The sequence below is a fragment of the Collimonas sp. OK607 genome, from assembly GCF_900111995.1.
In the GTDB taxonomy this organism is placed as follows: domain Bacteria; phylum Pseudomonadota; class Gammaproteobacteria; order Burkholderiales; family Burkholderiaceae_D; genus Collimonas.
Genome location: NZ_FOKF01000001.1, coordinates 244,615 through 265,556 on the forward strand (window position 1 = coordinate 244,615; position 20,942 = coordinate 265,556).

The 20,942-nt window shown below is 56.4% G+C and carries 19 protein-coding genes; 11 read left to right on the plus strand and 8 right to left on the minus strand.

Translation table 11 applies throughout. The annotated features are described in order from the left end of the window. Positions 1 to 18: 18 nt before the first annotated feature. From hflK to BM029_RS01210, 5 genes are all read left to right on the plus strand, one after another. On the plus strand, positions 19 to 1,314 hold the full coding sequence (gene hflK, locus BM029_RS01190; RefSeq protein ID WP_092431835.1) for an FtsH protease activity modulator HflK: 1,296 nt from the start codon (positions 19 to 21) through the stop codon (positions 1,312 to 1,314). After that, positions 1,314 to 2,210, plus strand: a complete 897-nt coding sequence (gene hflC / locus BM029_RS01195; RefSeq protein ID WP_092431837.1) for a protease modulator HflC — start codon at positions 1,314 to 1,316, stop codon at positions 2,208 to 2,210. The genes hflK and hflC overlap by 1 nt, the downstream gene beginning before the upstream one ends. Positions 2,211 to 2,419: 209 nt before the next feature. Further along, complete coding sequence (locus BM029_RS01200) at positions 2,420 to 3,568, plus strand: ATP phosphoribosyltransferase regulatory subunit (protein WP_092431838.1); 1,149 nt, start codon at positions 2,420 to 2,422, stop codon at positions 3,566 to 3,568. Positions 3,569 to 3,571: 3 nt separating this feature from the next. Further along, on the plus strand, positions 3,572 to 4,885 hold the full coding sequence (locus BM029_RS01205; RefSeq protein WP_092415555.1) for an adenylosuccinate synthase: 1,314 nt from the start codon (positions 3,572 to 3,574) through the stop codon (positions 4,883 to 4,885). 18 nt (positions 4,886 to 4,903) lie between these two features. Further along, a complete protein-coding gene (locus BM029_RS01210; RefSeq protein ID WP_014005912.1) occupies positions 4,904 to 5,440 on the plus strand; it encodes a phosphoribosyltransferase in 537 nt (178 codons plus the stop codon). A gap of 57 nt (positions 5,441 to 5,497) precedes the next feature. On the opposite strand, the gene BM029_RS01215 is transcribed toward BM029_RS01210, so the two are convergent. The 6 genes from BM029_RS01215 to BM029_RS01240 form a co-directional block, all read right to left on the minus strand. Beyond that, positions 5,498 to 6,706 (minus strand): Gfo/Idh/MocA family protein, encoded by a 1,209-nt coding sequence (locus BM029_RS01215; protein ID WP_092431840.1) that lies wholly within the window; start codon positions 6,704 to 6,706, stop codon positions 5,498 to 5,500. Positions 6,707 to 6,708: 2 nt separating this feature from the next. Then, the gene (locus BM029_RS01220; protein ID WP_092431842.1) at positions 6,709 to 7,761 is read right to left on the minus strand and encodes a sugar phosphate isomerase/epimerase family protein; all 1,053 of its coding nucleotides are present in this window, start codon (positions 7,759 to 7,761) and stop codon (positions 6,709 to 6,711) included. Between the two features lie 120 nt (positions 7,762 to 7,881). Continuing rightward, positions 7,882 to 8,865, minus strand: coding sequence for a substrate-binding domain-containing protein (locus tag BM029_RS01225; protein WP_092431844.1), 984 nt, complete (start codon positions 8,863 to 8,865; stop codon positions 7,882 to 7,884). 104 nt (positions 8,866 to 8,969) lie between these two features. Next, positions 8,970 to 9,995 carry an ABC transporter permease gene (locus BM029_RS01230; protein WP_092431846.1) on the minus strand — a complete coding sequence of 342 codons (1,026 nt, stop codon included), beginning with the start codon at positions 9,993 to 9,995 and terminating at the stop codon, positions 8,970 to 8,972. Beyond that, complete coding sequence (locus BM029_RS01235; RefSeq protein WP_092431848.1) at positions 9,976 to 11,463, minus strand: sugar ABC transporter ATP-binding protein; 1,488 nt, start codon at positions 11,461 to 11,463, stop codon at positions 9,976 to 9,978. Before BM029_RS01235 ends, BM029_RS01230 begins: the two co-directional genes overlap by 20 nt. A gap of 2 nt (positions 11,464 to 11,465) precedes the next feature. Further along, positions 11,466 to 12,473, minus strand: a complete 1,008-nt coding sequence (locus BM029_RS01240) for a LacI family DNA-binding transcriptional regulator (RefSeq protein WP_092431850.1) — start codon at positions 12,471 to 12,473, stop codon at positions 11,466 to 11,468. Positions 12,474 to 12,700: 227 nt separating this feature from the next. On the opposite strand from BM029_RS01240, the gene BM029_RS01245 reads away from it, so the two are divergent. The 3 genes from BM029_RS01245 to BM029_RS01255 all read left to right on the plus strand — a co-directional run bounded on the left by BM029_RS01245 (position 12,701) and on the right by BM029_RS01255 (position 16,184). Next, positions 12,701 to 13,999, plus strand: coding sequence for an MFS transporter (locus BM029_RS01245; protein WP_092431852.1), 1,299 nt, complete (start codon positions 12,701 to 12,703; stop codon positions 13,997 to 13,999). Positions 14,000 to 14,169: 170 nt separating this feature from the next. Further along, positions 14,170 to 15,162: an inositol 2-dehydrogenase gene (gene iolG / locus BM029_RS01250; protein ID WP_092431854.1), complete on the plus strand. Its 993-nt coding sequence runs from the start codon at positions 14,170 to 14,172 to the stop codon at positions 15,160 to 15,162. After that, entirely contained in the window at positions 15,159 to 16,184 is a 1,026-nt protein-coding gene (locus BM029_RS01255; protein ID WP_092431856.1) for a Gfo/Idh/MocA family oxidoreductase, read from the plus strand. Before iolG ends, BM029_RS01255 begins: the two co-directional genes overlap by 4 nt. Before the next feature lie 58 nt (positions 16,185 to 16,242). Here BM029_RS01255 and BM029_RS01260 read toward each other — a convergent pair whose 3' ends face one another. Next, positions 16,243 to 16,560, minus strand: a complete 318-nt coding sequence (locus tag BM029_RS01260; RefSeq protein ID WP_139217164.1) for a hypothetical protein — start codon at positions 16,558 to 16,560, stop codon at positions 16,243 to 16,245. A 62-nt stretch (positions 16,561 to 16,622) separates the two neighbouring features. Beyond that, positions 16,623 to 17,489, minus strand: coding sequence for a MurR/RpiR family transcriptional regulator (locus BM029_RS01265; protein ID WP_092431859.1), 867 nt, complete (start codon positions 17,487 to 17,489; stop codon positions 16,623 to 16,625). A gap of 207 nt (positions 17,490 to 17,696) precedes the next feature. On the opposite strand from BM029_RS01265, the gene BM029_RS01270 reads away from it, so the two are divergent. From BM029_RS01270 to BM029_RS01280, 3 genes are all read left to right on the plus strand, one after another. Beyond that, positions 17,697 to 18,740 (plus strand): sugar ABC transporter substrate-binding protein, encoded by a 1,044-nt coding sequence (locus BM029_RS01270; RefSeq protein ID WP_092431861.1) that lies wholly within the window; start codon positions 17,697 to 17,699, stop codon positions 18,738 to 18,740. Positions 18,741 to 18,938: 198 nt separating this feature from the next. Further along, positions 18,939 to 20,099: an ABC transporter permease gene (locus BM029_RS01275; protein ID WP_092431863.1), complete on the plus strand. Its 1,161-nt coding sequence runs from the start codon at positions 18,939 to 18,941 to the stop codon at positions 20,097 to 20,099. A gap of 2 nt (positions 20,100 to 20,101) precedes the next feature. Continuing rightward, positions 20,102 to 20,884, plus strand: a complete 783-nt coding sequence (locus BM029_RS01280) for an ATP-binding cassette domain-containing protein (RefSeq protein ID WP_092431865.1) — start codon at positions 20,102 to 20,104, stop codon at positions 20,882 to 20,884. Positions 20,885 to 20,942 lie beyond the last annotated feature (58 nt).

Below are 20,942 nucleotides of genomic sequence, written 5' to 3' on the forward strand. Positions count from 1 at the left end.
CTTAAAGATAACGATCGAATGCTTGGTACCTTATTCAAAAAACTTGGCTTGAAATTTTCGTTGAACGACCCGCAATGGGGTCGGAATTCGCAAAATGACAACAAGCAAAACAACGATGGCAAAAAGCCAAACAGCGGCCCTCCGGATCTGGACAAGCTTTGGCAAGATTTCAATCAACGCCTGACACGCTGGCTGGGTAACAAGAGCGGCGGTGGTGGCGATTCAAATGGCGGCGGTTTTAATCCGGGCATGAAAGGCGCCGGAGTCGGCGCCGGCGCGATTGCAGTCGTGGTGGCTCTGTTGTGGCTGGCCAGCGGTTTCTTTACCGTCCAGGAAGGCCAGACCGGCGTTGTCATGACTTTCGGCAAGTACAGCCATTCGACCACCCCAGGTTTCAACTGGCGCTGGCCGTACCCGATTCAGAGTCATGAAATCGTCAACGTTTCGCAGGTGCGTACGGTCGAGGTCGGCTATCGTGCCAATGCCAAGAACAAGCAACCAAAAGAAGCCCTGATGCTGACCGATGATGAAAACATCATCGATATCCAGTTTGCCGTCCAATACACATTGAAGAGTGCATCCGACTGGATTTTCAACATTCGCGATCCGGAAGAAACCGTGCGCCAGGTGGCCGAAACTTCGATTCGTGAAATCGTCGGTAAAAACAAGATGGATTTCGTGCTGTACGAGGGCCGGGAGAAAGTGGCTCTGGATACCAGCCAGTTGATGCAGCAGATTCTGGATCGCTATCAGGCCGGTGTGCAAATTACCAATGTCACGATGCAAGGCGTGCAACCGCCGGAGCAGGTGCAAGCTGCGTTTGACGACGCGGTAAAAGCCGGACAGGATCGCGAGCGCCAGAAGAATGAAGGCCAGGCCTATGCCAATGACGTGATTCCAAAGGCACGCGGTGCGGCATCGCGTTTGCTGCAGGAAGCGGAAGCGTACAGCGCCCGTGTTACTGCCAACGCCGAGGGTGATGCTTCGCGTTTCAAACAGGTTCTGACCGAATACCAGAAAGCGCCTGCCGTAACGCGGGACCGTATGTATCTGGATACCATGCAACAAATTTTTGCAAATACGACAAAAGTAATGGTTGATGCTAAGAGCGGGAGTAATTTATTGTATTTGCCATTGGATAAGCTGATTGCACAATCGGCAGCCGCCGCAGTGCCGGGTGCCGGTTCAGGCAGCGCAGCAAGCGGTGCCGCGCCTTCAGTGATGAAGGATGGCGCCAGCACGATCGAATCGCGGCCGCAGACAGATGATCGTTCGCGTGATAGCCGGGACTCGCGTGATCGGGAGGGCAGATAATGAATCGCCTTATCTCGTTGCTGATATTCGTCTTCGTCGCGCTGTGGCTGATGCTCTCAACCATCTTCGTGGTTGACCAGCGCCAATATGCAATCTTGTTCGCTTTTGGTGAAGTGAAGCAGGTGATTAGCCAGCCTGGCTTGCATTTCAAATTGCCGCCGCCGTTTCAAAATGTGCTGTTCCTGGATAAACGGGTCTTGACTATCGATCCGCCGGATACAGACCGTTTTATTACTGCGGAAAAAATGAACATCCTGATCGACGCCTTTGTAAAATGGCGGATTACCGATCCCAAATTGTATTTCGTCAGTTTCGGCGGTGATGAAAAGCGCGCCCAGGACCGCATGTCGCAAATCGTCAAAGCCGCTTTGAACGATGAAATTACCAAGCGCACCGTGCGTGAAGTGATTTCCGGCCAGCGTGGCAAGGTGATGGATTCGATTCGTCAAAAGGTGCAGGATGAATCCAAGCAGATTGGTGTCGATATCATTGATGTCCGCCTGAAACGCGTGGATTACGTCGACCAGATCAATGCCTCGGTTTATGATCGCATGAAGTCGGAGCGTTTGCGGGTAGCTAATGAATTGCGTTCGACCGGTTCCGCCGACTCGGAAAAGATTCGTGCCGATGCTGATAAGCAACGTACGGTGATTCTGGCAGAAGCCTATCGCGATGCTGAAAAGATGCGCGGTGAGGGCGATGCCAAAGCCTCGCAGATTTATGCCCAGGCATTTGGTCAGAACCCGGAGTTTTACAAGTTCTATCGTAGCCTCGAAGCTTATCGTGCCAGCTTCAAGACGCGTCAGGACTTGATGGTGGTTGATCCGAATTCGGAATTCTTTAAATATTTCCGGAGTCCGGCCGGCGGCGGAGCAGCTGCACCTGCTAAAAAGTAAGTCTTTTCTGCAAGAATAAAGTTGTCCGGGAATGGCGCCCTCGCTTGAGGCGCCATTCCTTATTTTCGACGGCCGTATATTTGTGTTGTTTTTTTATAAAAAAATAATCGAAATAATCGATCGATTGATTAATTTATCAAATTAATCAAATCTTCAGTCTTTAGCCGAATTGATTCACAAAAGTAATTTTCCCTAGATTCATTTTTAATATGCCGAACTGGCTTCTCCCTGAAAATATTGCCGATGTCTTGCCTTCGGAAGCACGCAAGATTGAAGATCTGCGTCGCCTGATACTGGATAATTTCCGTTTGTATGGCTACGAACTGGTCATGCCTCCGATGCTGGAATATCTGGAATCCTTGCTGGCCGGCGCCGGCCAGGATACCGATCTGCGGACCTTCAAGCTGGTTGACCAGCTGTCCGGCCGCACGCTCGGCATTCGTGCCGACATGACCACCCAGGTTGCCCGTATCGATGCGCATTTGCTGAATCGCGAGTCGGTTACCCGTCTGTGCTACGTCGGCAGTGTCTTGCATACCCGCCAGATCGGCTTGCACGCCACCCGCGAACCGTTGCAGATCGGTGCCGAGATATACGGCCATCTGGGGCTTGAAGCCGATGCCGAAATCCAGGAACTGGCGCTGGCGACCCTGGCCTTGGCCGGAATTACCCAGGTGCGGCTGGATTTGTGCCATGTTGGCATTTTGCGCACAATTATCGGCGGCGACGATGCCGCCAAAGTGGATGAAAGCGAACTGGTCGCGTTGCTGGAAGCAAAGGATTTGCCTGGCTTACGCACCATCAGCGTCAATTACAAGCCAGAGACCCGCGCCGCCTTGCTGGCGCTGCCCGGTTTATACGGCGATGCCAGCGTATTGCAGCAGGCGCGGCAGGTGTTGCCGGCTTTGCCAGCCATCGCCAAGGCGCTGGACGAACTGGAAACCCTGGCGGAAGCCGCCGGGAAAGATTGCGTTACCGTCGATTTAGCCGACTTACGCGGGTATCATTACGAAAGTGGTTTGATTTTCGCCGCCTACGTGCCCGGTTTGCCGAACGCCATATTGCGCGGCGGCCGTTACGACGTCGGTGCGGCATTCGGCCGTTCGCGTCCGGCCACCGGCTTCTCGATGGATTTGCGCGAGTTGGCAAGACTGATTCCGGTAGCAATCCGCAAGCGCGCAATTCATGCACCTTGGGGAGTTGAAGCAGGTTTGAAGGAAAAGATCGTTGAGTTGCGCAAGGCTGGGGAAGTTGTGATCCAGAGTCTGCCCGGCCACGAAAACGATCAAGACGAGTTCGATTGCGACCGAGCGGTCGTACTCGAAAATGGAAACTGGATTATCAAAAATTTGGACTAAGTGATGTTACAGAAAAGCACCGCAAAAAACGTCGTTGTGATTGGCACCCAATGGGGCGACGAAGGAAAAGGCAAGATCGTTGACTGGCTTACCGATCACGCACAAGCAGTTGTGCGTTTTCAGGGTGGCCATAACGCTGGCCATACATTGGTCATCGGCGGTCACAAGACGGCATTGCAGCTGATCCCGTCCGGTATCATGCGGCCCGGCGTGGCCTGCTATATCGGCAACGGCGTCGTGCTGTCGGTTCCCGATTTGCTGCGCGAGATCGATAAATTGGAGGCAGTCGGAGTGGAAGTCGCTTCGCGCCTGAAAATCTCCGAAGCTTGCCCGATCATCCTGCCTTACCACACCGCTCTCGATGCGGCGCGTGAAGCGGCGCGCGGCGATGCCAAAATCGGCACCACCGGCAAAGGGATCGGCCCCGCCTACGAAGACAAGGTAGCACGCCGCGCGATTCGCGTTGCCGACCTGCTCAACGAGAAGCGCTTTGCCGAAAAACTGGCAGCCAATCTGGAATATCACAATTTCGTCCTGACCAATTACCTGAAGGCGCCGGCTGTCGATTATCAAAAGACGCTGGATGATGCACTGGCAACAGTGGAACGCCTGCGACCAATGGTGGCAGACGTTTCGAGCGACCTGTACGCAGCCTACAACGACGGCGCCAGCCTGTTGTTCGAAGGCGCGCAGGGTAGTCTGCTGGACGTTGACCACGGCACTTATCCGTTCGTCACATCGAGCAACTGCGTAGCGGGCAATGCCGCTGCCGGTAGCGGTGTCGGCCCCAACATGCTGCACTACATCCTGGGCATCACCAAGGCTTACACTACCCGTGTCGGTTCCGGCCCGTTCCCATCCGAACTGGCGACCGACCAAGGCGTTGGCAAGCATCTGGCGAGCGTAGGCCATGAATTCGGCACCGTCACCGGTCGCGCACGTCGTTGCGGCTGGTTCGATGCCGCGCTGCTGAAGCGTTCGGTGCAGATCAACGGCGTGTCCGGCATGTGCCTGACCAAGCTGGACGTGCTGGATGGCCTGGAAACACTGAAATTGTGCACCGGCTACACACTCAACGGCAAGACGGTCGATATCTTCCCGGTCGGCGCTGAAGAAGCTGCATTGTGCCAGCCTATCTATGAAGAAATGCCAGGCTGGACCGAGTCCACCGTTGGCGCCAAATCCATGGATGCCTTGCCGGCGACTGCCCGTGCCTACATCAAACGTATCGAAGAATTGGTGGGTGTGCCTATCGATATGGTGTCGACCGGTCCTGACCGTGAAGAAACGATCGTATTGCGCCATCCATTTAAATAATTGCAAAATAAGAGCAATATGAACAAGTCAGATGATAAAGACCTATGGGTCTCGTGGGATGAATATCACCGCATAATTGAAAAACTGGTATTGAATGTCCATGCCTCCGGCTGGCAGTTCGATCAGGTGCTGTGCCTGGCGCGTGGCGGTTTGCGTCCGGGCGACGTGTTTTCACGTATTTTCGATGTGCCGCTGGCGATCTTGTCGACCAGCTCCTACCGCGAAGATGCCGGCACGGTTCGCAGCGAACTCGATATCGGCAAACACATCACCATGAGCCGCGGCGCCTTGTCCGGCCGGGTTCTGGTGGTGGATGACCTGGTCGATTCCGGCGTTACGCTGGACAAGGTCTTGCATCACCTGAAAGAAAACTATGCACCGGTAACCGAGGTGAAGTCAGCGGTAATCTGGTGGAAGGCATGTTCTTCGCTCAAGCCGGATTTTTACGTCGATTACCTGCCGACCAATCCATGGATTCACCAGCCTTTCGAAGAGTATGACAGCCTGCGTCCACATCAGCTGGAAGCATGGAGTAAAAAGGGCGTATCGAGATAATCGAGCGCGCTTGCAAAGAAAGCCTCGTTGCTCACACAACGAGGCTTTTTTACATTCCTACCGAGGCAGGTTGACCCAACTCGAATCCTGCGCGTGGCTGCGCAGTACGGCCTCGATAAATTCCATTCCCGATACACCGTCCTTGACGGTCGTCAGATAGCGGCTACTGTCGGGCAGGGGCTGCCCGCCGCTCAGCGCGGCGATTTGCGCAGCAGCGTCTACGTACAGCTGGGCAAACGCCTCCAGATAACCTTCCGGATGCCCGGCCGGCACACGCGTGGCGTGCGCCGCCGCCTGGCCTGACGCACGGCCGCGCGTGATGCATTGCGCCTGACCACCTTGTGGGGTGAACCATAGATGGTTCGGGTTTTCCTGGTCGAAGGCCAGGCTGGCTTTGCTGCCATACAAGCGCAGCCGTAGCGCATTTTCGCAACCGGTGGCGACCTGGCTGGCCCACAAGGTTCCGCGCGCGCCGTTGGCGTAGCGCAGCATCACTTGCACATGATCGTCTACCTGTCGTCCCGGCACAAAGGTGTGCAGTTCGGCCAGCAGTTGCGTCGGCGTCGCGCCGCTGATGTATTGCGCCAGCTGATAGGCATGGCTGCCGACATCGCCCAAGGTGCCGGCCGGGCCGTTACGGACTGGATCCGAGCGCCAGCCGAGTGCGCCTGGATCTTGCGCGCCGCTTGCGGCAGCTGCGGCGGCCGCAGGTATTTCAGCGGCCAGCCAATCCTGGGAGTATTCGACCTGCAGCAGCCGCAGTTCACCTAATGCGCCGGACTCTACCAATTCCTTTGCATGGCGCACCAGCGGGTAGCCGGTATAAGTGTGGGTCAGAGCGAACACCAGGTTTTTCTGTTGTGCCAGGGCCGCCAGTTCTTGCGCCTCTTGCAAGGAAATGGCCAGCGGCTTGTCGCAGATGACGTGAATGCCAGCTTCCAAAAACGCCGTGGCGACCGGTGCGTGCAAATAATTGGGCGTGACAATGGCTACTACGTCGATACCGTCGGCGCGGGCCGCTTCCTGGCGTGCCATATCAACGTAACTGGTATAGCTTCGAGCCGGGTCGAGGCGAATGGCGGCAGCGCTTGATGCGGCGCGTGCCGGGTCGCCGGATAAAGCGCCGGCGACCAATTCGTAATGATCGTCCAGGCGCGCCGCCATGCGATGCACGGCGCCGATGAAGGCGCCGTCGCCGCCCCCTACCATGCCCAGACGCAGTCGCCGTGGCAGCCTGGTTTCCTGCTTGCCGTGATTGATTCCCATGGTTAGTCCAGTCCTAATATCTGTGCAATCTGCGCCGGCTGTACCTGGCCATCGGCAAAATCGTCAAAGGCCCGCTCACTGACGCGGATGATATGGTTGCGGATAAATTCCGCACCTTCGGCTGCGCCATCTTCCGGATGTTTCAGCGCGCACTCCCATTCCAGCACGGCCCAACCGGGAAAATCGTACTGCGCCATTTTTGAAAAGATCGCCTTGAAATCGATCTGGCCATCGCCCAGAGAACGAAAACGCCCGGCGCGATCTTGCCAGCCGGAGTAACCACCGTAGACGCCTTGCCGGCCGTCAGGGCGAAACTCGGCATCCTTGACGTGGAAAGCCTTGATGCGCTGGTGGTAGATGTCGATGAACGCCAGGTAATCCAGTTGCTGCAACAGGAAATGACTCGGGTCGTACAAGATATTGGCGCGCGGATGATGATCGACAGCGTCAAGGAAGCGTTCGAACGTCACGCCGTCATGCAGGTCCTCGCCGGGATGCAGTTCATAGCAAAGATCGACGCCAGCATCATCGAAAGCGTCAAGCACAGGGCGCCAGCGGCGCGCCAGTTCGGCAAATGCAGCTTCAACCAATCCCGGCGGGCGCTGCGGCCACGGATATAGATAGGGCCAGGCCAGCGCTCCGGAAAAACTCACGTGTGCACGCAAGCCCAATCGGCGTGAGGCGATTGCCGCGCAATGGAGTTGATCTTCGGCCCAGGCAGTACGCGCCGGCGAATTGCCGCGCAGCTCGGGCGGCGCAAAGCCGTCGAACAAAATGTCGTAGGCCGGATGTACTGCCAGCAGCTGTCCTTGCAGGTGGGTCGACAATTCGCTGATTTGCAAACCATGCTGCGCCAGCATGCCGGCGATATCGTCGCAGTAGGTCTGGCTTTGGGCGGCTGTTTTCAAATCAAACAGACGCACGTCGGTCGGCAGCTGCAAAGCTTTGTAGCCCAGGGCCGAAGCCCATCTGGCCAGGTTTTCCAAGGTGTCGAACGGCGCTTTATCGCCCATGAACTGGGCCAGGAACAGGGCAGGACCTTGTATCGTTTTCATGGCGCTAATCCTTTCGTTGCAAGGTCGTTGTAAGATCGTTGCTTCAAGCGTAGTGCTGCAGGCGGCAAGCCGGCGGCAGCACTACGGCCGCGAACCAGAACGGTGAATAAAACCGGCGAATTAAAACGGTGAATCAGGGAAGTAGAACTGCTTGGCGTTTTGATTGGTGATCAAGACCGAAGGAATGATGGTGGTAGGCGGCAGCTTTTCACCCTTCAGGCGGGCTTCCGCAGTCATCTTGATGGCGTCGTAAATGAATTTCGGCGAATAGGAAACGTCAGCCTTGATTATCTTGTCGCCATCGATGATTTTCTTGACCGCACCCTTAGCACCGGCGCCGCCGAAAATTTCCTTGATGTCGCTACGCTTGGCCTGGTCGATGGCTTTTTGCACGCCGACTGCCATGTCGTCATCCGCCGCCCAGACGGCGTCGATCTGGCGGAAGCGCGTCAGGTAGTCTTGCATCACCTTGAAGGCATCGTCGCGGTTCCAGTTGCCGTATTTTGCATCGAGGATCTTGATGTCAGGGTGTCCTTTCATTACAGCGCTGAAAGCGTCGAAACGCTCGTTATCCAAGGTGGTCGGGATGCCGCGCAGAACTACGATATTGCCCTTGCCATTGAGCTGTTTCGCCAGATATTCAGCCGGCAGTTTGCCGAACGCCGTATTGTCGCCGGCGACATAGGCATCCTGGGCGGAGGTGTTGGTCAGGCCGCGGTCAACCACGGTGACATAGACACCCTTGTTCTTGACTTGCGCCACAGGCTGGGTAAGCGCAGCAGATTCCAGCGGGAAGATCACCAGGGAATTGATCTTGTTGACGGTCAGCATGTCTTGCAGCTGGTTAGCTTGTTCCGACGCTGTAGCCGAGGTCTTGACAATGATCTTCAGATCCGGATGCGCTTTTTCCAGCTCTTTCTTGGCTTCGTTTGCCCACCACACGATGCCTGCGGTGAAACTATGGGTGGCGGTCGGGATGGCGACGCCTAGCGTGACTTTTTCGGCCGCGTGGGTGGGCAGGGCAGAAAGGGTCACTACGGTCACTGCGGTCACAGCGGCTGCCGATAACAAGCCACGGCTAAAAATACGGTTGATCGAATACATGGTATCTCCTCCAGGTAAAGGTGCCGGTAGCGGCATCCGGTTTGAAATGATGAAATCCACAAACGACTTTGACATTGCGTGGGCGACAGGTTTTTAGAACACCATTAATGTCGGCCGCGCTGGAAATACGCCACTGCGATGATGACGACGCCTTGTACTGCTGCATTCAGGTACACGCTGATAATGCTGGTCAGGTTAAGAATATTGCTGATTACGGATAACAAGACGGCGCCCACGATGGTGCCGACGATGCGCCCGGAACCACCTTTGAGCGCAGTCCCGCCTACCACCACGGCAGCAATCGCTTCAAGTTCCCACAGCAAACCGGTGGTGGGCGAAGCGGAGCCCAGGCGGGGCACATACAGCACGGTCGCGATACCGACGCATACGCCCAGCAGCATGTAAGTGCAGGTCTTGACGAAGTCGACGCGGATGGCGGCGTAACGGGCTACCTGTTCGTTAGAGCCGATAGCTTGCACGTGGCGCCCGAAAGCAGTGCGGTTCAAGATCAGCGCACCAGTCAGCGCCACCGCCAGGAACACCCAGATCGGGATCGGAATACCCAGCACGTTGGTGTAGTAGACCGGGCTGTACAAATCGGACAGCTGATTGTCCAGCGTCAGCGCGCCGCCATCGGCCAGATAAGTCAGCACCGAGCGAAAAATACCCAAGGTGCCGAGCGTGACGATAAAGGCTTCGATCTTGCCCTTGGTAATCAGCAAGCCGTGCAGGTAACCAAATGCCAGACCGAGCAGCAGCGCCATCGCGATGCCGGTCACGACGATGGTTAGCGGCCCTGGCGCAACGCCGCCGATGCCACCCATCAGCATATTCATGAGGTAAATCATGCTGCCGGCGATTAACGCAGCCATGGAGCCGACAGACAGGTCGATCCCGCCTGAAATGATGACAAAAGTCATGCCGACCGCAATGATGCCGATGAACGCGGTGCGGGTAAGCACATTCATCAGGTTGTCGATAGTGGCGAAATCGCGATTGAGCAGGGTGCCGGCGATACACAGGCCGATCAGCCCGATCACCGGGCCGAGGCCCTTCAGGTGATTGAGGTATTGCGTGAGGTTTTGCATGAGCCGGGCGGATGCGCCGGAATCAACGGGTGCCGGTAGCATGGGAAATCAACTCCTCTTCGGTCAGCTGGTCGCTGGCTAGCGTGGTTTGCAAAACGCCCGCGCGCATGACTGCGACGCGATGGCAGAGACCGATCAGTTCGATCAGTTCGGATGAAATGACGATCACCGCGCGGCCTTCGGCTGCGAGGCGATGGATCAGGAAATAAATATCGCGCTTGGCGCCGACATCGACGCCGCGGGTCGGCTCATCCAGGATCACCACGCGCGGATCGGCATGCAGGTATTTGGCCAGCGCCAGCTTTTGCTGGTTACCGCCGGACAGCATGCGAGCTTTTACTTGTGGATTGCCGGTGCGGATGTTGAAGTCTTGAATTGCGCGCGAAAGTGCTTTCTTTTCGGACGCCAGATCCAGCCAGGGATGGCCGTAGCGCTCCAGCGTCATGATGGTCAGGTTTTCGCGCAGGCCGAGGTCGACGTGTAAGCCCTTGCCCTTGCGGTCTTCACTCAGGTAGGTCAAGCCGTGCTGCATGGCTTGCCGTGGCGTGCGCAGGTCGACCTCCTTGCCATCGATGGCAATGCGGCCGCCGCTGCGAGGGCGCAAGCCGATCAACGCCTCCATGGCTTCGGTACGTCCGGCCCCGACGAGTCCGGCAAAGCCGAGGATTTCGCCGGCGCGCACTTCAAAACTGAGATCGGGAATCCAGCCCGGCACCGCCAGATACTCCACCTTCAGCAGTACCGGAGCATCTGCCGGTGGTGGCGCCTTGGCCGGGAACATGTCCGATACATCGCGTCCCACCATCAGGTTCGCCATCTGGTGGCGATCCAGGCTGGCGGTCGGCTCGCGGGTGATGAAACGGCCGTCGCGCATGATGATGACTTCATCCGTATGGCTTTCGATTTCATCCAGCTTGTGCGAGATATATATGATGGTGACGCCTTGTTCCTTGAGCAGCGCCATCAATGCAAACAGTCTTTGCGTTTCAGTCGACGTCAGCGTCGCGCTGGGCTCGTCCATGATCAGCAAACGTGCCTTGCGCGACAAGGCTTTGGCAATTTCAACCAGCTGTTTTTCCGCAACGATCAGGCTGCTGACCTTGGTGTCCGGACTGACGTCCAGGCCCACCTGGGCCAGGCAGATAGCCGCTTCATCACGCATGGCGGCATCGTCGAGCAGCCAGCCTTTACGCTTTTCGTGGCCCAGGAAAATGTTCTGGGCTATCGTTAGATGCTCGGCCAGATTGAACTCCTGGTGGATCAGGACAATCCCGCAAGCCTCCGCCTGAAGCGAACCGGTGAATTGACGGCTCTGGCCATCAATGAACAACTCGCCTTCGGTAATGCTTTCGTAGCCTGCCAAAATCTTCATCAAGGTGGATTTGCCGGCGCCGTTTTCGCCGAGCAAACCGTACACCCGGCCCAGCTTCAGATCGAAGCTGACGCCATGCAGCACCCGCACCGCGCCAAAATCCTTGCGAATATTCACGAAGCGCACCGCAGCGGCCATGGTTAGCTACTCTCTCTCTGGATCAGATGATGATCTAGCAGTACGCCTTGCACCTTGGCCTCCGGATCCGCCAGGCGTAGGAGCAACAGCTTCGCCGCAGTTTCCCCAAGCAGCCGCATGGGCTGGGCGATGGTGCTCAGCGGCGGCCAGGTTTGCGCTGCAATTGCGATATCGTCGAAACCGATGACGGCAACCTCTTCGGGTACGCGCTTATTCAGCTGGCGCATCGCGCTTAGCGCACCGATAGCAAGCGTATCCGATACCGCGAATATGGCGCTGGGTGCTTCTGGCTGCGCCATCATTTGCAACGCTGCGTGTTTGCCGGCATCGTAGTCTAGACTTTCGACCAGTTGACGCCATTCAGGGTGTATCGGTAATCCTGCTGCTCGCATGGCGTCAAGGTAGCCGCGCTGGCGCTCACGCGCATAGCGGTAGCGTTGATCCGAATTGATTAATCCGATACGTGTGTGGCCGCGTTCGATTAAATGGCGCACGGCGTCGCCGGCGGCGCGATAGTTGTCCACCCCTACATACGGCACGGCGATGGCGGGATCGAATTCGCAACACGCGACCCACGGTAAAACGTTCGATTCATTGGCTAGTGCGTGTTGCACCGTATCCGGATCGAGGCAGATCGCGCCGTCGGCCCGGTGCGTGCGCAACAGATCGAAATATGCGCTTTCGCGGCCTTCGTCGGCGCCGGTATCGCACAGCATGACGAAATAACCGTGCTCGCGCGCGACGCTATCGATGCCACGGACGATTTCGGAATAAAACGGATTGCCCACATCCGGCACCATGGTCAGCAACAGCCGGCTGGCGGCCGTGCGCAGATTGCGGGCCAGGTGATTCATGCGATAGCCCAAGGCCGTCACGGAGGCCAGCACCTTGTCGCGCGTCACCGGCCGCACGCCATCCAGGCCGTTCATCACACGCGATACGGTCGCTACAGATACACCTGCGTGCATGGCTACAGCGGCAATCGAGACGGGCGTGTTTTTTGATGGCATGTGCTGGAAAACGTTGCTCTGGTAAATTTAAATGTAATCGATTACATTCGATTTATACGTGCTCGCCAAACTCTTTGCAAGATGAATTCATGTTGTGATGCAACATCGCAATCAGGTGTGAAAGAAGGGGGAGGAGAGGTATAACGTAGGGGAAGCACTGAGGAATCGTTGCAGAAAAAACCCGTCTGGCTATCGCAATAGCCAGACCAAAATAAAGGGATTTAACTATGAGCAGCACGGCAATCGGCAGTAAAGCAGCCAGCACCGCAGCACCATTTGAACAGCACCCGCAAACCTGGCGCGCTGTCATTTCATCGTCGATCGGCAATGCATTGGAGTGGTTCGATGTTTTGCTTTACAGCGCCATGGCGGTCACTATCGCCAAGCTGTTTTTCCCGACCGAGAACCAGACCGTTTCACTGTTGATTACCTTTGCTACCTTCGGCGTTTCGTTTTTCATGCGGCCGCTGGGTGCGGTTGTTATCGGCGCCTACTCTGATCGCGTCGGCCGCAAGGCCGCACTGACACTATCGATCCTGCTGATGATGATCGGTACATTGCTGATCGCGATCATGCCGACTTACGCCCAAATCGGCCTGTGGGCGCCGGCCGGCATCGTTGCGGCCCGCTTGCTGCAGGGTTTTTCCGCTGGCGGCGAATTCGGCAGTTCGACCGCATTCCTGGTGGAGCATGCGCCGCACCGACGAGGATTCTTTTCCAGCTGGCAGGTTGCCAGCCAGGGCCTGAGTATCGTGCTGGCTGCGGTAGCCGGCGCACTTCTGTCGTCGCAATTGTCTACCGATCAGCTGGAGTCCTGGGGCTGGCGTTTGCCATTTTTCTTTGGTTTGCTGATCGGGCCGGCCGGCTACTACATCCGCCGGAATCTGGAGGAGTCGCCTGAGTTTGCCCAGGCCAGCGCCACCAGCACACCGCTGCGCGACATCATGACCAGTCAGAAAATGCGTTTGCTGATCGGTTCCGGCAGCGTCATCATGGCCACCGTATCGGTCTACCTGGTGGTCTACATGCCGACCTATGCGGTCAAGCAGTTGGGCATGACCTCGACGGCATCGTTCAGCGCCACCATCCTGGCCGGCGTGATCATGCTGTTGTTCTCGCCATTGGTTGGCCATCTGTCCGACAAATACGGCCGCACGCCGTTCATGTTGTGCAGCAGTGTTTTGTTCGTACTGCTGACTTACCCGTTGTTCTCCTGGCTGTCGCTCAATCCGAGCTTTATCAACCTGTTGCTGGTGCAAGGGGTGATCGGGCTGCTGATGACCATGTATTTCGCGTCGATGCCGGCACTGCTGTCCGATATCTTTCCGGTCCAGACACGCGGCACTGGCATGTCCTTGAGCTACAACATCGCCGTGATGATTTTCGGCGGTTTCGCCGGCATGACCATTACCTGGCTGATCGCTGTTACCGATAACAAGCTGGCAGTGACTTTCTATGTGATCGGCGGGGCATTGTTGAGCGTGATCGCTACGCTTGCGGCGCGTTATAGGTTACGCCTGCGTTAAAAGTTGTTTAAGAGTTGTTTATAACTGCATGGCAGGCGAGCAAGCAAGCTCGCCGTCATGCAAAAAATATTCGATTGTAAAAATAAACGAAAAATTGTTTCTATTTTTAAGATTCGTGCCTACAATGGCAGAAAGCGAAAGTAAAACCAGTCCATAAACGGAGACCAGACATGATTGACGTGGCAATATTCGGCGCCGGCCGTATCGGTAAGATCCATGCGGGCAATCTGGTGCTGCAACCGGGCGCCAATCTGAAATACGTCAGCGATATCAATACCCAGGCCGCGCAAGAGCTGGCGACACAGCATGGCGCGCAGGTGGCGGATATCGATCGCATTCTGGCCGATCCGAACATAGGCGCAGTACTGATTGCCTCCAGCACCGACACCCACTCGGAGCTGATCATGCGGGCAGCGGCAGCAGGCAAGGCGATTTTTTGCGAGAAGCCGGTCGACCTTACGCTGGAACGCGCCAAGGCATGTGCCAGCGCCGTCGCGAAAGCTGGAGTGACTTGCATGATCGGCTTCCAGCGCCGCTTCGACCCGACCTTCGATGCCCTCAAGACGCGCCTGGCCGCGGGGGAAATCGGCGATCCCGAAATGCTCATCGTCACCAGCCGCGATCCCGGCGCGCCGCCGGTTTCCTATATCAAAAGCTCAGGCGGTATTTTCAAGGACATGCTGATCCATGACTTCGATATCTTCCGCTGGATACTGGAAGACGAGGCGGTCAGCATCTCGGCTACCGGCAGTTGCCTGAGCGATCCGGCGATTGCCGAGGCCGGCGATATCGATTGCGCGGCAGTCACTATCCGCACCCGCCGTGGCCGCCTGTGCCAGATCAATACCAGCCGCCGCGCCGCCTACGGCTACGATCAGCGCTTCGAAGTATTGGGCAGCAAAGGCATGCTGCAGGCCGGAAACCACAAACCGACCGAAGTGACCGCTGCGACTGGGCAGAGCGTCAGTGCCGACAAGCCGGAACATTTCTTCCTGGAGCGCTATCGCGCAGCCTATGCCCGTGAGATCGCCCATTTTTTTGACGCAGTAGTCAACCAGGTCGCGGTGCGCACCACGATAGAAGACGGTGTCAAAGCGTTGGAACTGGCCGAGGCGGCGACGCTGTCGTGGCGTGAAAACCGCACCATCGAGTTGGCAAAATGAGTCACGCTCCAACATTGAAAGTCGGCATTGTGGGCCTGGGCAGGCTAGGGCGGCGCCACGCCGAAAACCTGGCATCGCGCGTTGCCGGCGCCGAACTGGTCGCTGCATGCAGCCCCTTGCCTGCAGAGCTCGAGTGGGCCCGCGACACGCTTCAGGTACCGCATCTGTATGCCGATTACACGGCGATGCTGACGCATGACGGGCTGGATGCGGTGTTCCTGGTGACGCCGACATCGTTGCATCCGCAGCAAATCATCCAGGCTTTGCAAGCCGGAAAACATGTGTTTTGCGAAAAACCCTTGTCGCTGGATCTGGAAGATTGCCGCCGCGTCAGCGCCGAGGCAGCACGGCATCCGCAATTGAAAGTAATGATAGGTTTTGTGCGTCGCTTCGACGCCAGCTATCAGGATGCCTGGAAGAAGATCCGGCAAGGCGCGATCGGCTCGCCGTTCATGGTGCATTCGCAGACTTGCGACCAGTATGATCCGGATGGCTTTTTCGTTAAATTCGCTGCCACCAGCGGCGGCATATTCCTTGATTGCAGCGTGCACGATATCGATCTGGCGCGCTGGCTGCTCGGCAATCCGCAGCCGGTCCGGGTCTACGCCAGTGGCACCCGGGCCATCCATCAGGATTTACAACAGTTTCAAGACGTCGATAATGGCGTCGCCATCTGTGAATTCGACAACGGCCGGATAGCAACCTTTTACGCCTCGCGCACCATGCCGCACGGACATGACACCATGACTGAAATAACCGGTACGGCAGGGCGTTTGACTGTGGGGAGCAATCCGCGCAAGAATCGCCTGGAAATTGCCGACGCTCACGGTTTTCGCAACGAATGCCTGCCGAGTTTCTTCGAGCGTTTCGAGGATGCCTTCCTGACGGAAGTCAGTACTTTCGTGGATGCCATACGCTGGCAGCGCAAACTGGAGTTGACTCTCGATGATGCTACCGAGGCGACGCGCATCGGCATCGCCATGCGCGAATCGCTGCTTTCAAAACAGCCAGTGATGTTATGAAACCCGTGATGAACCCCGGAGACCACCTGCGAGTTGTGCTGTTAAAAGCAGATTGGACTTAAGTTTTTACTTGAGTTGCTACGAAATAGACCATGGAAACCAACACCCCTGCAATACCGATGAGTTTCCAGGTCAAACCATGCAATTCCTTATGCATGGTGGATTCAAGGTCTTTGACATCGGATTTTGTGGCACATGCTTCCAGCCTTTCCTCTATGCGGGAAAGGCGGTCGCGGGTATCCAGCGCAAATCCTTCAAGTTTGGCGATTCTTGCATTCATGTCAACAACATAGCCGCCGCCGTCGCCCGCGGCAAGCCTTGATTTTTCGTTGCGCGGTTGAGCACGTTTGCCAGTCATCTGTTTAAGTTCCGCCATAGTCAGCCCTAAGTGCATGAAAGCATTTGATGAAGGGAATTCTATTGCAGTTTCCTGGTCATTTACTCGTCATAACCCTCAATTGCGCCGCTTTCCTCCACATTAAGCTCTAACCTATAAGCCAAGGCGATAAACAACGCCTGGCACAGGCACATCGCATTGGTCAGTGAACGGAAGGCGAAGGCGCTGCCTTCTTTCACGGTAAGCAATACCGAGGCATGCCTGGCCAGCGGACTCAGCTGGCTATCGGTGATGACCAGCGACTTGGCCTGATGGTGATGCGCAAGCCGGACGCAAGCCTGGGTTTCCTTACCGTAGGGCGTAAAGCTGATGGCGATCACCACGTCGTTCTTGCCTATGCTGCGGATCTGCTCGCGGATCATGCCGCCAAGGCCGGACAGCAGGTGCACCCGCTTGTTAGTGTGTTGTAAGGCATACACGATATAGGTGGCGATCGGGAAAGAGCGGCGCACGCCGATGACATAGATATTCTCAGCCTTCTGCAGCAGCTTTACAGCTGCATCAAACTGCACGTCGTCCATGCCGTTCAATAATTCATCGAGGCCGCTGCGGCTGGCGGCGATGAATTCGCGTGCCATCGAGCCGCCGGTGAGCGGGGTAGGCTTAGCGTCGATCAGCTTGCGGATGCGTTGCTGATAGTTCTGCGACGGAATCGCCTGCGCCGTATAGGCATCGCGGAAAACCGCCTGCATCTCGCTAAAGCCGCTGAAGCCGAATTGCTTGGCAAAGCGCACGATTGCGGACGGCTGCACCTGACAGTGCTCGGCGATATCGCTGATTCGTTCCAGCATCAGGCTGCTGCGATGCTGTTCTACGTAGGTGGCAATGATCTTCAACTGCCGCGAAAGTGTTGCGTATTGTTCCGCGATTTGCAGCATCAACTGATCGACAGTCGGTGTATCTGCCATGGCGTTCTTTCTAATTTATATTGTGAAGCAATTATAAAGACATTCTATGGATTCAATCCAACACATGGAAATAAAATTCTAAATTAAATTTAATTGAAAAAAACGTTGCATACCGAATGCGCTTGTTCTATTGTTTAGTACCGATGACGCTATCGGATCCGGGCGGTCAGCCTGCAAGTAATGAATAAAACAACAACGGAGATAACTATGCAACGACTCAGATGCAAGGGCCTGGCCAAGGTCCTGATGGTGACGGCGCTGGCGATGGGCTTTGGCGCCATGAACAGTAGTTATGCAGCAAATGAGAAATTCGTTCTGATCAGCCATGCACCGGATTCCGACTCATGGTGGAACACCATCAAGAATGCCATCAAGCAGGCCGGTGAAGATTTCAATGTCACCGTCGATTACCGCAATCCGCCGAATGGCGACCTGGCCGACATGTCGCGCCTGATCGAGCAAGCGGCAGCACGTCACTACGATGGCGTGATCGCCAGTATCGCCGATTACAGCGTGCTGAAAAAAGCCATGGAAAACGTCACCGCCAAGAAAATTCCACTGGTGACCATCAATTCCGGCACCCAGAAGCAAAGTGAAGAACTCGGCGCCATCATGCATGTCGGCCAGCCGGAATACGATGCGGGCCATGGCGCCGGTGAAAAAGCCAAGGCTGTAGGCATCAAATCTTTCCTGTGCGTCAATCACTACGCAACTAACCCGTCTTCGTTCGAGCGTTGCCGCGGTTTTGCCGATGCCATCGGCGTCGATTATAAAAAATCAACACTGGATGCCGGCCAGGATCCTACCGGTATCGAGAGCAAGGTAAGCGCTTATCTGCGGAATAACCCGGGTACGCAAGCGGTATTGGCGCTCGGTCCGGATTCGGCCTCGCCAAGCCTGCGCGCACTGCAAAAAATGGGACTGAAGGGCAAGATGTGGTTCGCCACTTTCGACTTGTCTGAGGAAGTCGCCAAGGGCATCAAGGATGGTTCGGTGCAGTTTGCGATCGACCAGCAACCCTACCTGCAGGGCTACATCCCGGTTGCTGTCCTGGCCATCATGACGCAAGACAAGATCACCGATGTCGCTGCCATTCAGGCCAAGCTGAAAGCCAATCCGAAGTTCCAGGCACGACTGGCAGAATATGGCCTGGCGCCGATCTATGGCCCGCGCCACATCAGCTCCGGCCCTGGCTACATTACCAAAGACAATCTAGACAAAGTGGTGAAATACGCAGGCCAATATCGCTGATCTGGCGCCTCGCCTCGCCTTGCCCTACACGACTGTCCGTAGCAACGACGCTGCGGACAGTCGGTAAATTGAAATCCACGGGGTACGAATCACCCGGGCCGTGCTACGTCCGAACGATCTCGCCACACCCCGTCAAGTCGCCAGTCTGAATCCGGGTTTGCAGCCTGACTACTGGCCAACACAGCAGGAGATACAGTCATGAATTCAAGCAGTGCGCACGCTGACAAGCTAGGTGCCGACGGCAATAGCCCAGCGCAGCAGAACGTCGCTCCGAAAGACGAGCGGGTTCGCAAGGAAGGCTCGCTCAAGCGTTTCCTGGGACGTCCGGAGTTTGCCTCGCTGGCCGGCGCTATCCTGGTGTTTATCATCTTCGGTTTTGCCGCAGGCGATTCCGGCATGTTCAACCTGGACGGCGTAATCAACTGGATGCAGGTGGCGGCCTACCTGGGCCTGATCTCAATCGGCGCGTGTGTGCTGATGATCGCCGGTGAGTTCGATTTGTCGATGGGTTCGATGATCGGTTTTGCCGGCATGATGGTGGCGATTCCTACCGTCTATTTTCACTGGCCGTTCTGGCTGGCAATCCTGTTTGCATTTGCCGGTTCCATGGCATTGGGCTGGCTCAACGGCTACCTGGTGGTCAAGACCAAGCTACCTTCTTTTATCGTCACGCTGGCGTTCATGTTTATCTTGCGCGGTTTGACGCTGGCGTTGTCGATCATGTTTGCCAACCGTACCATTGTCAGCGGCGTCGGTGACCTGGCTGCGCATGACTGGCTTGGCAGCATGCTGTTCACTGGAAATTTCGGCAGCGGGCTGTTTCACTGGCTGGCCAGCCACGGCTGGATCGCCACCGTGGCTAATGGCCAGCCGCTGATTGCCGGCATCCCCAAGGTCATCATCTGGTGGCTGGTGCTGGCGGTGGTTGCAAGTTTCGTCCTGGCGCGGACCCGATTCGGCAACTGGATCTTCGCTGTTGGCGGTGACGCCAATGCCGCCAAGAACGTTGGCGTACCGGTGAAACGGGTCAAGATTACGTTGTTTGTGTTTACCGCCTTCTGCGCCTGCCTGTTCGCCGTACTGCAAGTGGCAGACGTCGGTTCGGCGGCGGCAGATCGTGGCTTGCAAAAGGAATTTGAAGCCATCATCGCTGCGGTAATCGGCGGAGCCTTGCTGACCGGCGGCTATGGTTCGGTGATCGGGGCTTGCTTCGGCGCCTTGATCTTTGGCGTGGTGCAGATAGGCATCACTTATACCAATCTCAATTCAGACTGGTTCCGGGTATTCCTCGGCGTGATGCTGCTGGTGGCTGTGTTGTTCAACAATTATGTCCGTCGCCGCGTGACGGAGGCGAGGTAATCATGAGTGACACTATTCTGGCTCTGGAAAACGTCAGCAAGTATTTCGGTTCGGTGATTGCTTTGCAAAATGTCACCTTGCGTTTGAAAAAAGGCGAGGTGCATTGCCTGCTGGGTGATAACGGCGCCGGTAAGTCGACCCTGATCAAGACGCTGGCCGGCGTGCACAAGCCGTCGGAAGGGCAATACCTGGTCGACGGCAAACCGGTCTCTTTCAACTCACCGAAAGAAGCGCTGGATGTTGGCGTGGCAACCGTTTACCAGGATCTGGCGCTGGTGCCGCTGCTGTCGGTGGCGCGCAATTTCTTCATGGGCCGCGAGCCGACCAAGAAAGTGTTCGGCATCACCGTCATGGACATCGACTATGCGGCCGAGACGGCGCGTGAAAAGCTGGCGGAAATGGGCATCATGGTGCGCGATCCGCATCATGCGATCGGCACCATGTCCGGCGGTGAAAAACAATGCCTGGCGATCGCCCGTGCGATTCACTTCGGCGCCCGGGTGTTGATTCTCGACGAGCCGACCGCGGCGCTGGGCGTCAAGCAATCGTTCAATGTTCTGAAGCTGATCCACAAGGCGCGCGAGCGTGGCATCTCGGTAATTTTCATTACCCACAATGTGCATCACGCCTATCCGATCGGTGATTCCTTTACCTTGCTCAATCGTGGCAAATCGATGGGCACTTTCACCAAGGACAATGTCAGCAAGGATGAAGTACTGGACATGATGGCGGGCGGCGCAGAAATGCAGACACTGATGAATCAGCTGGAAGGGATACAGGTCTAGGCCCGAGCCTACATCTATGCATCTCAGTTTAAGCATCTAAGATCAAGTTAAGGACGCG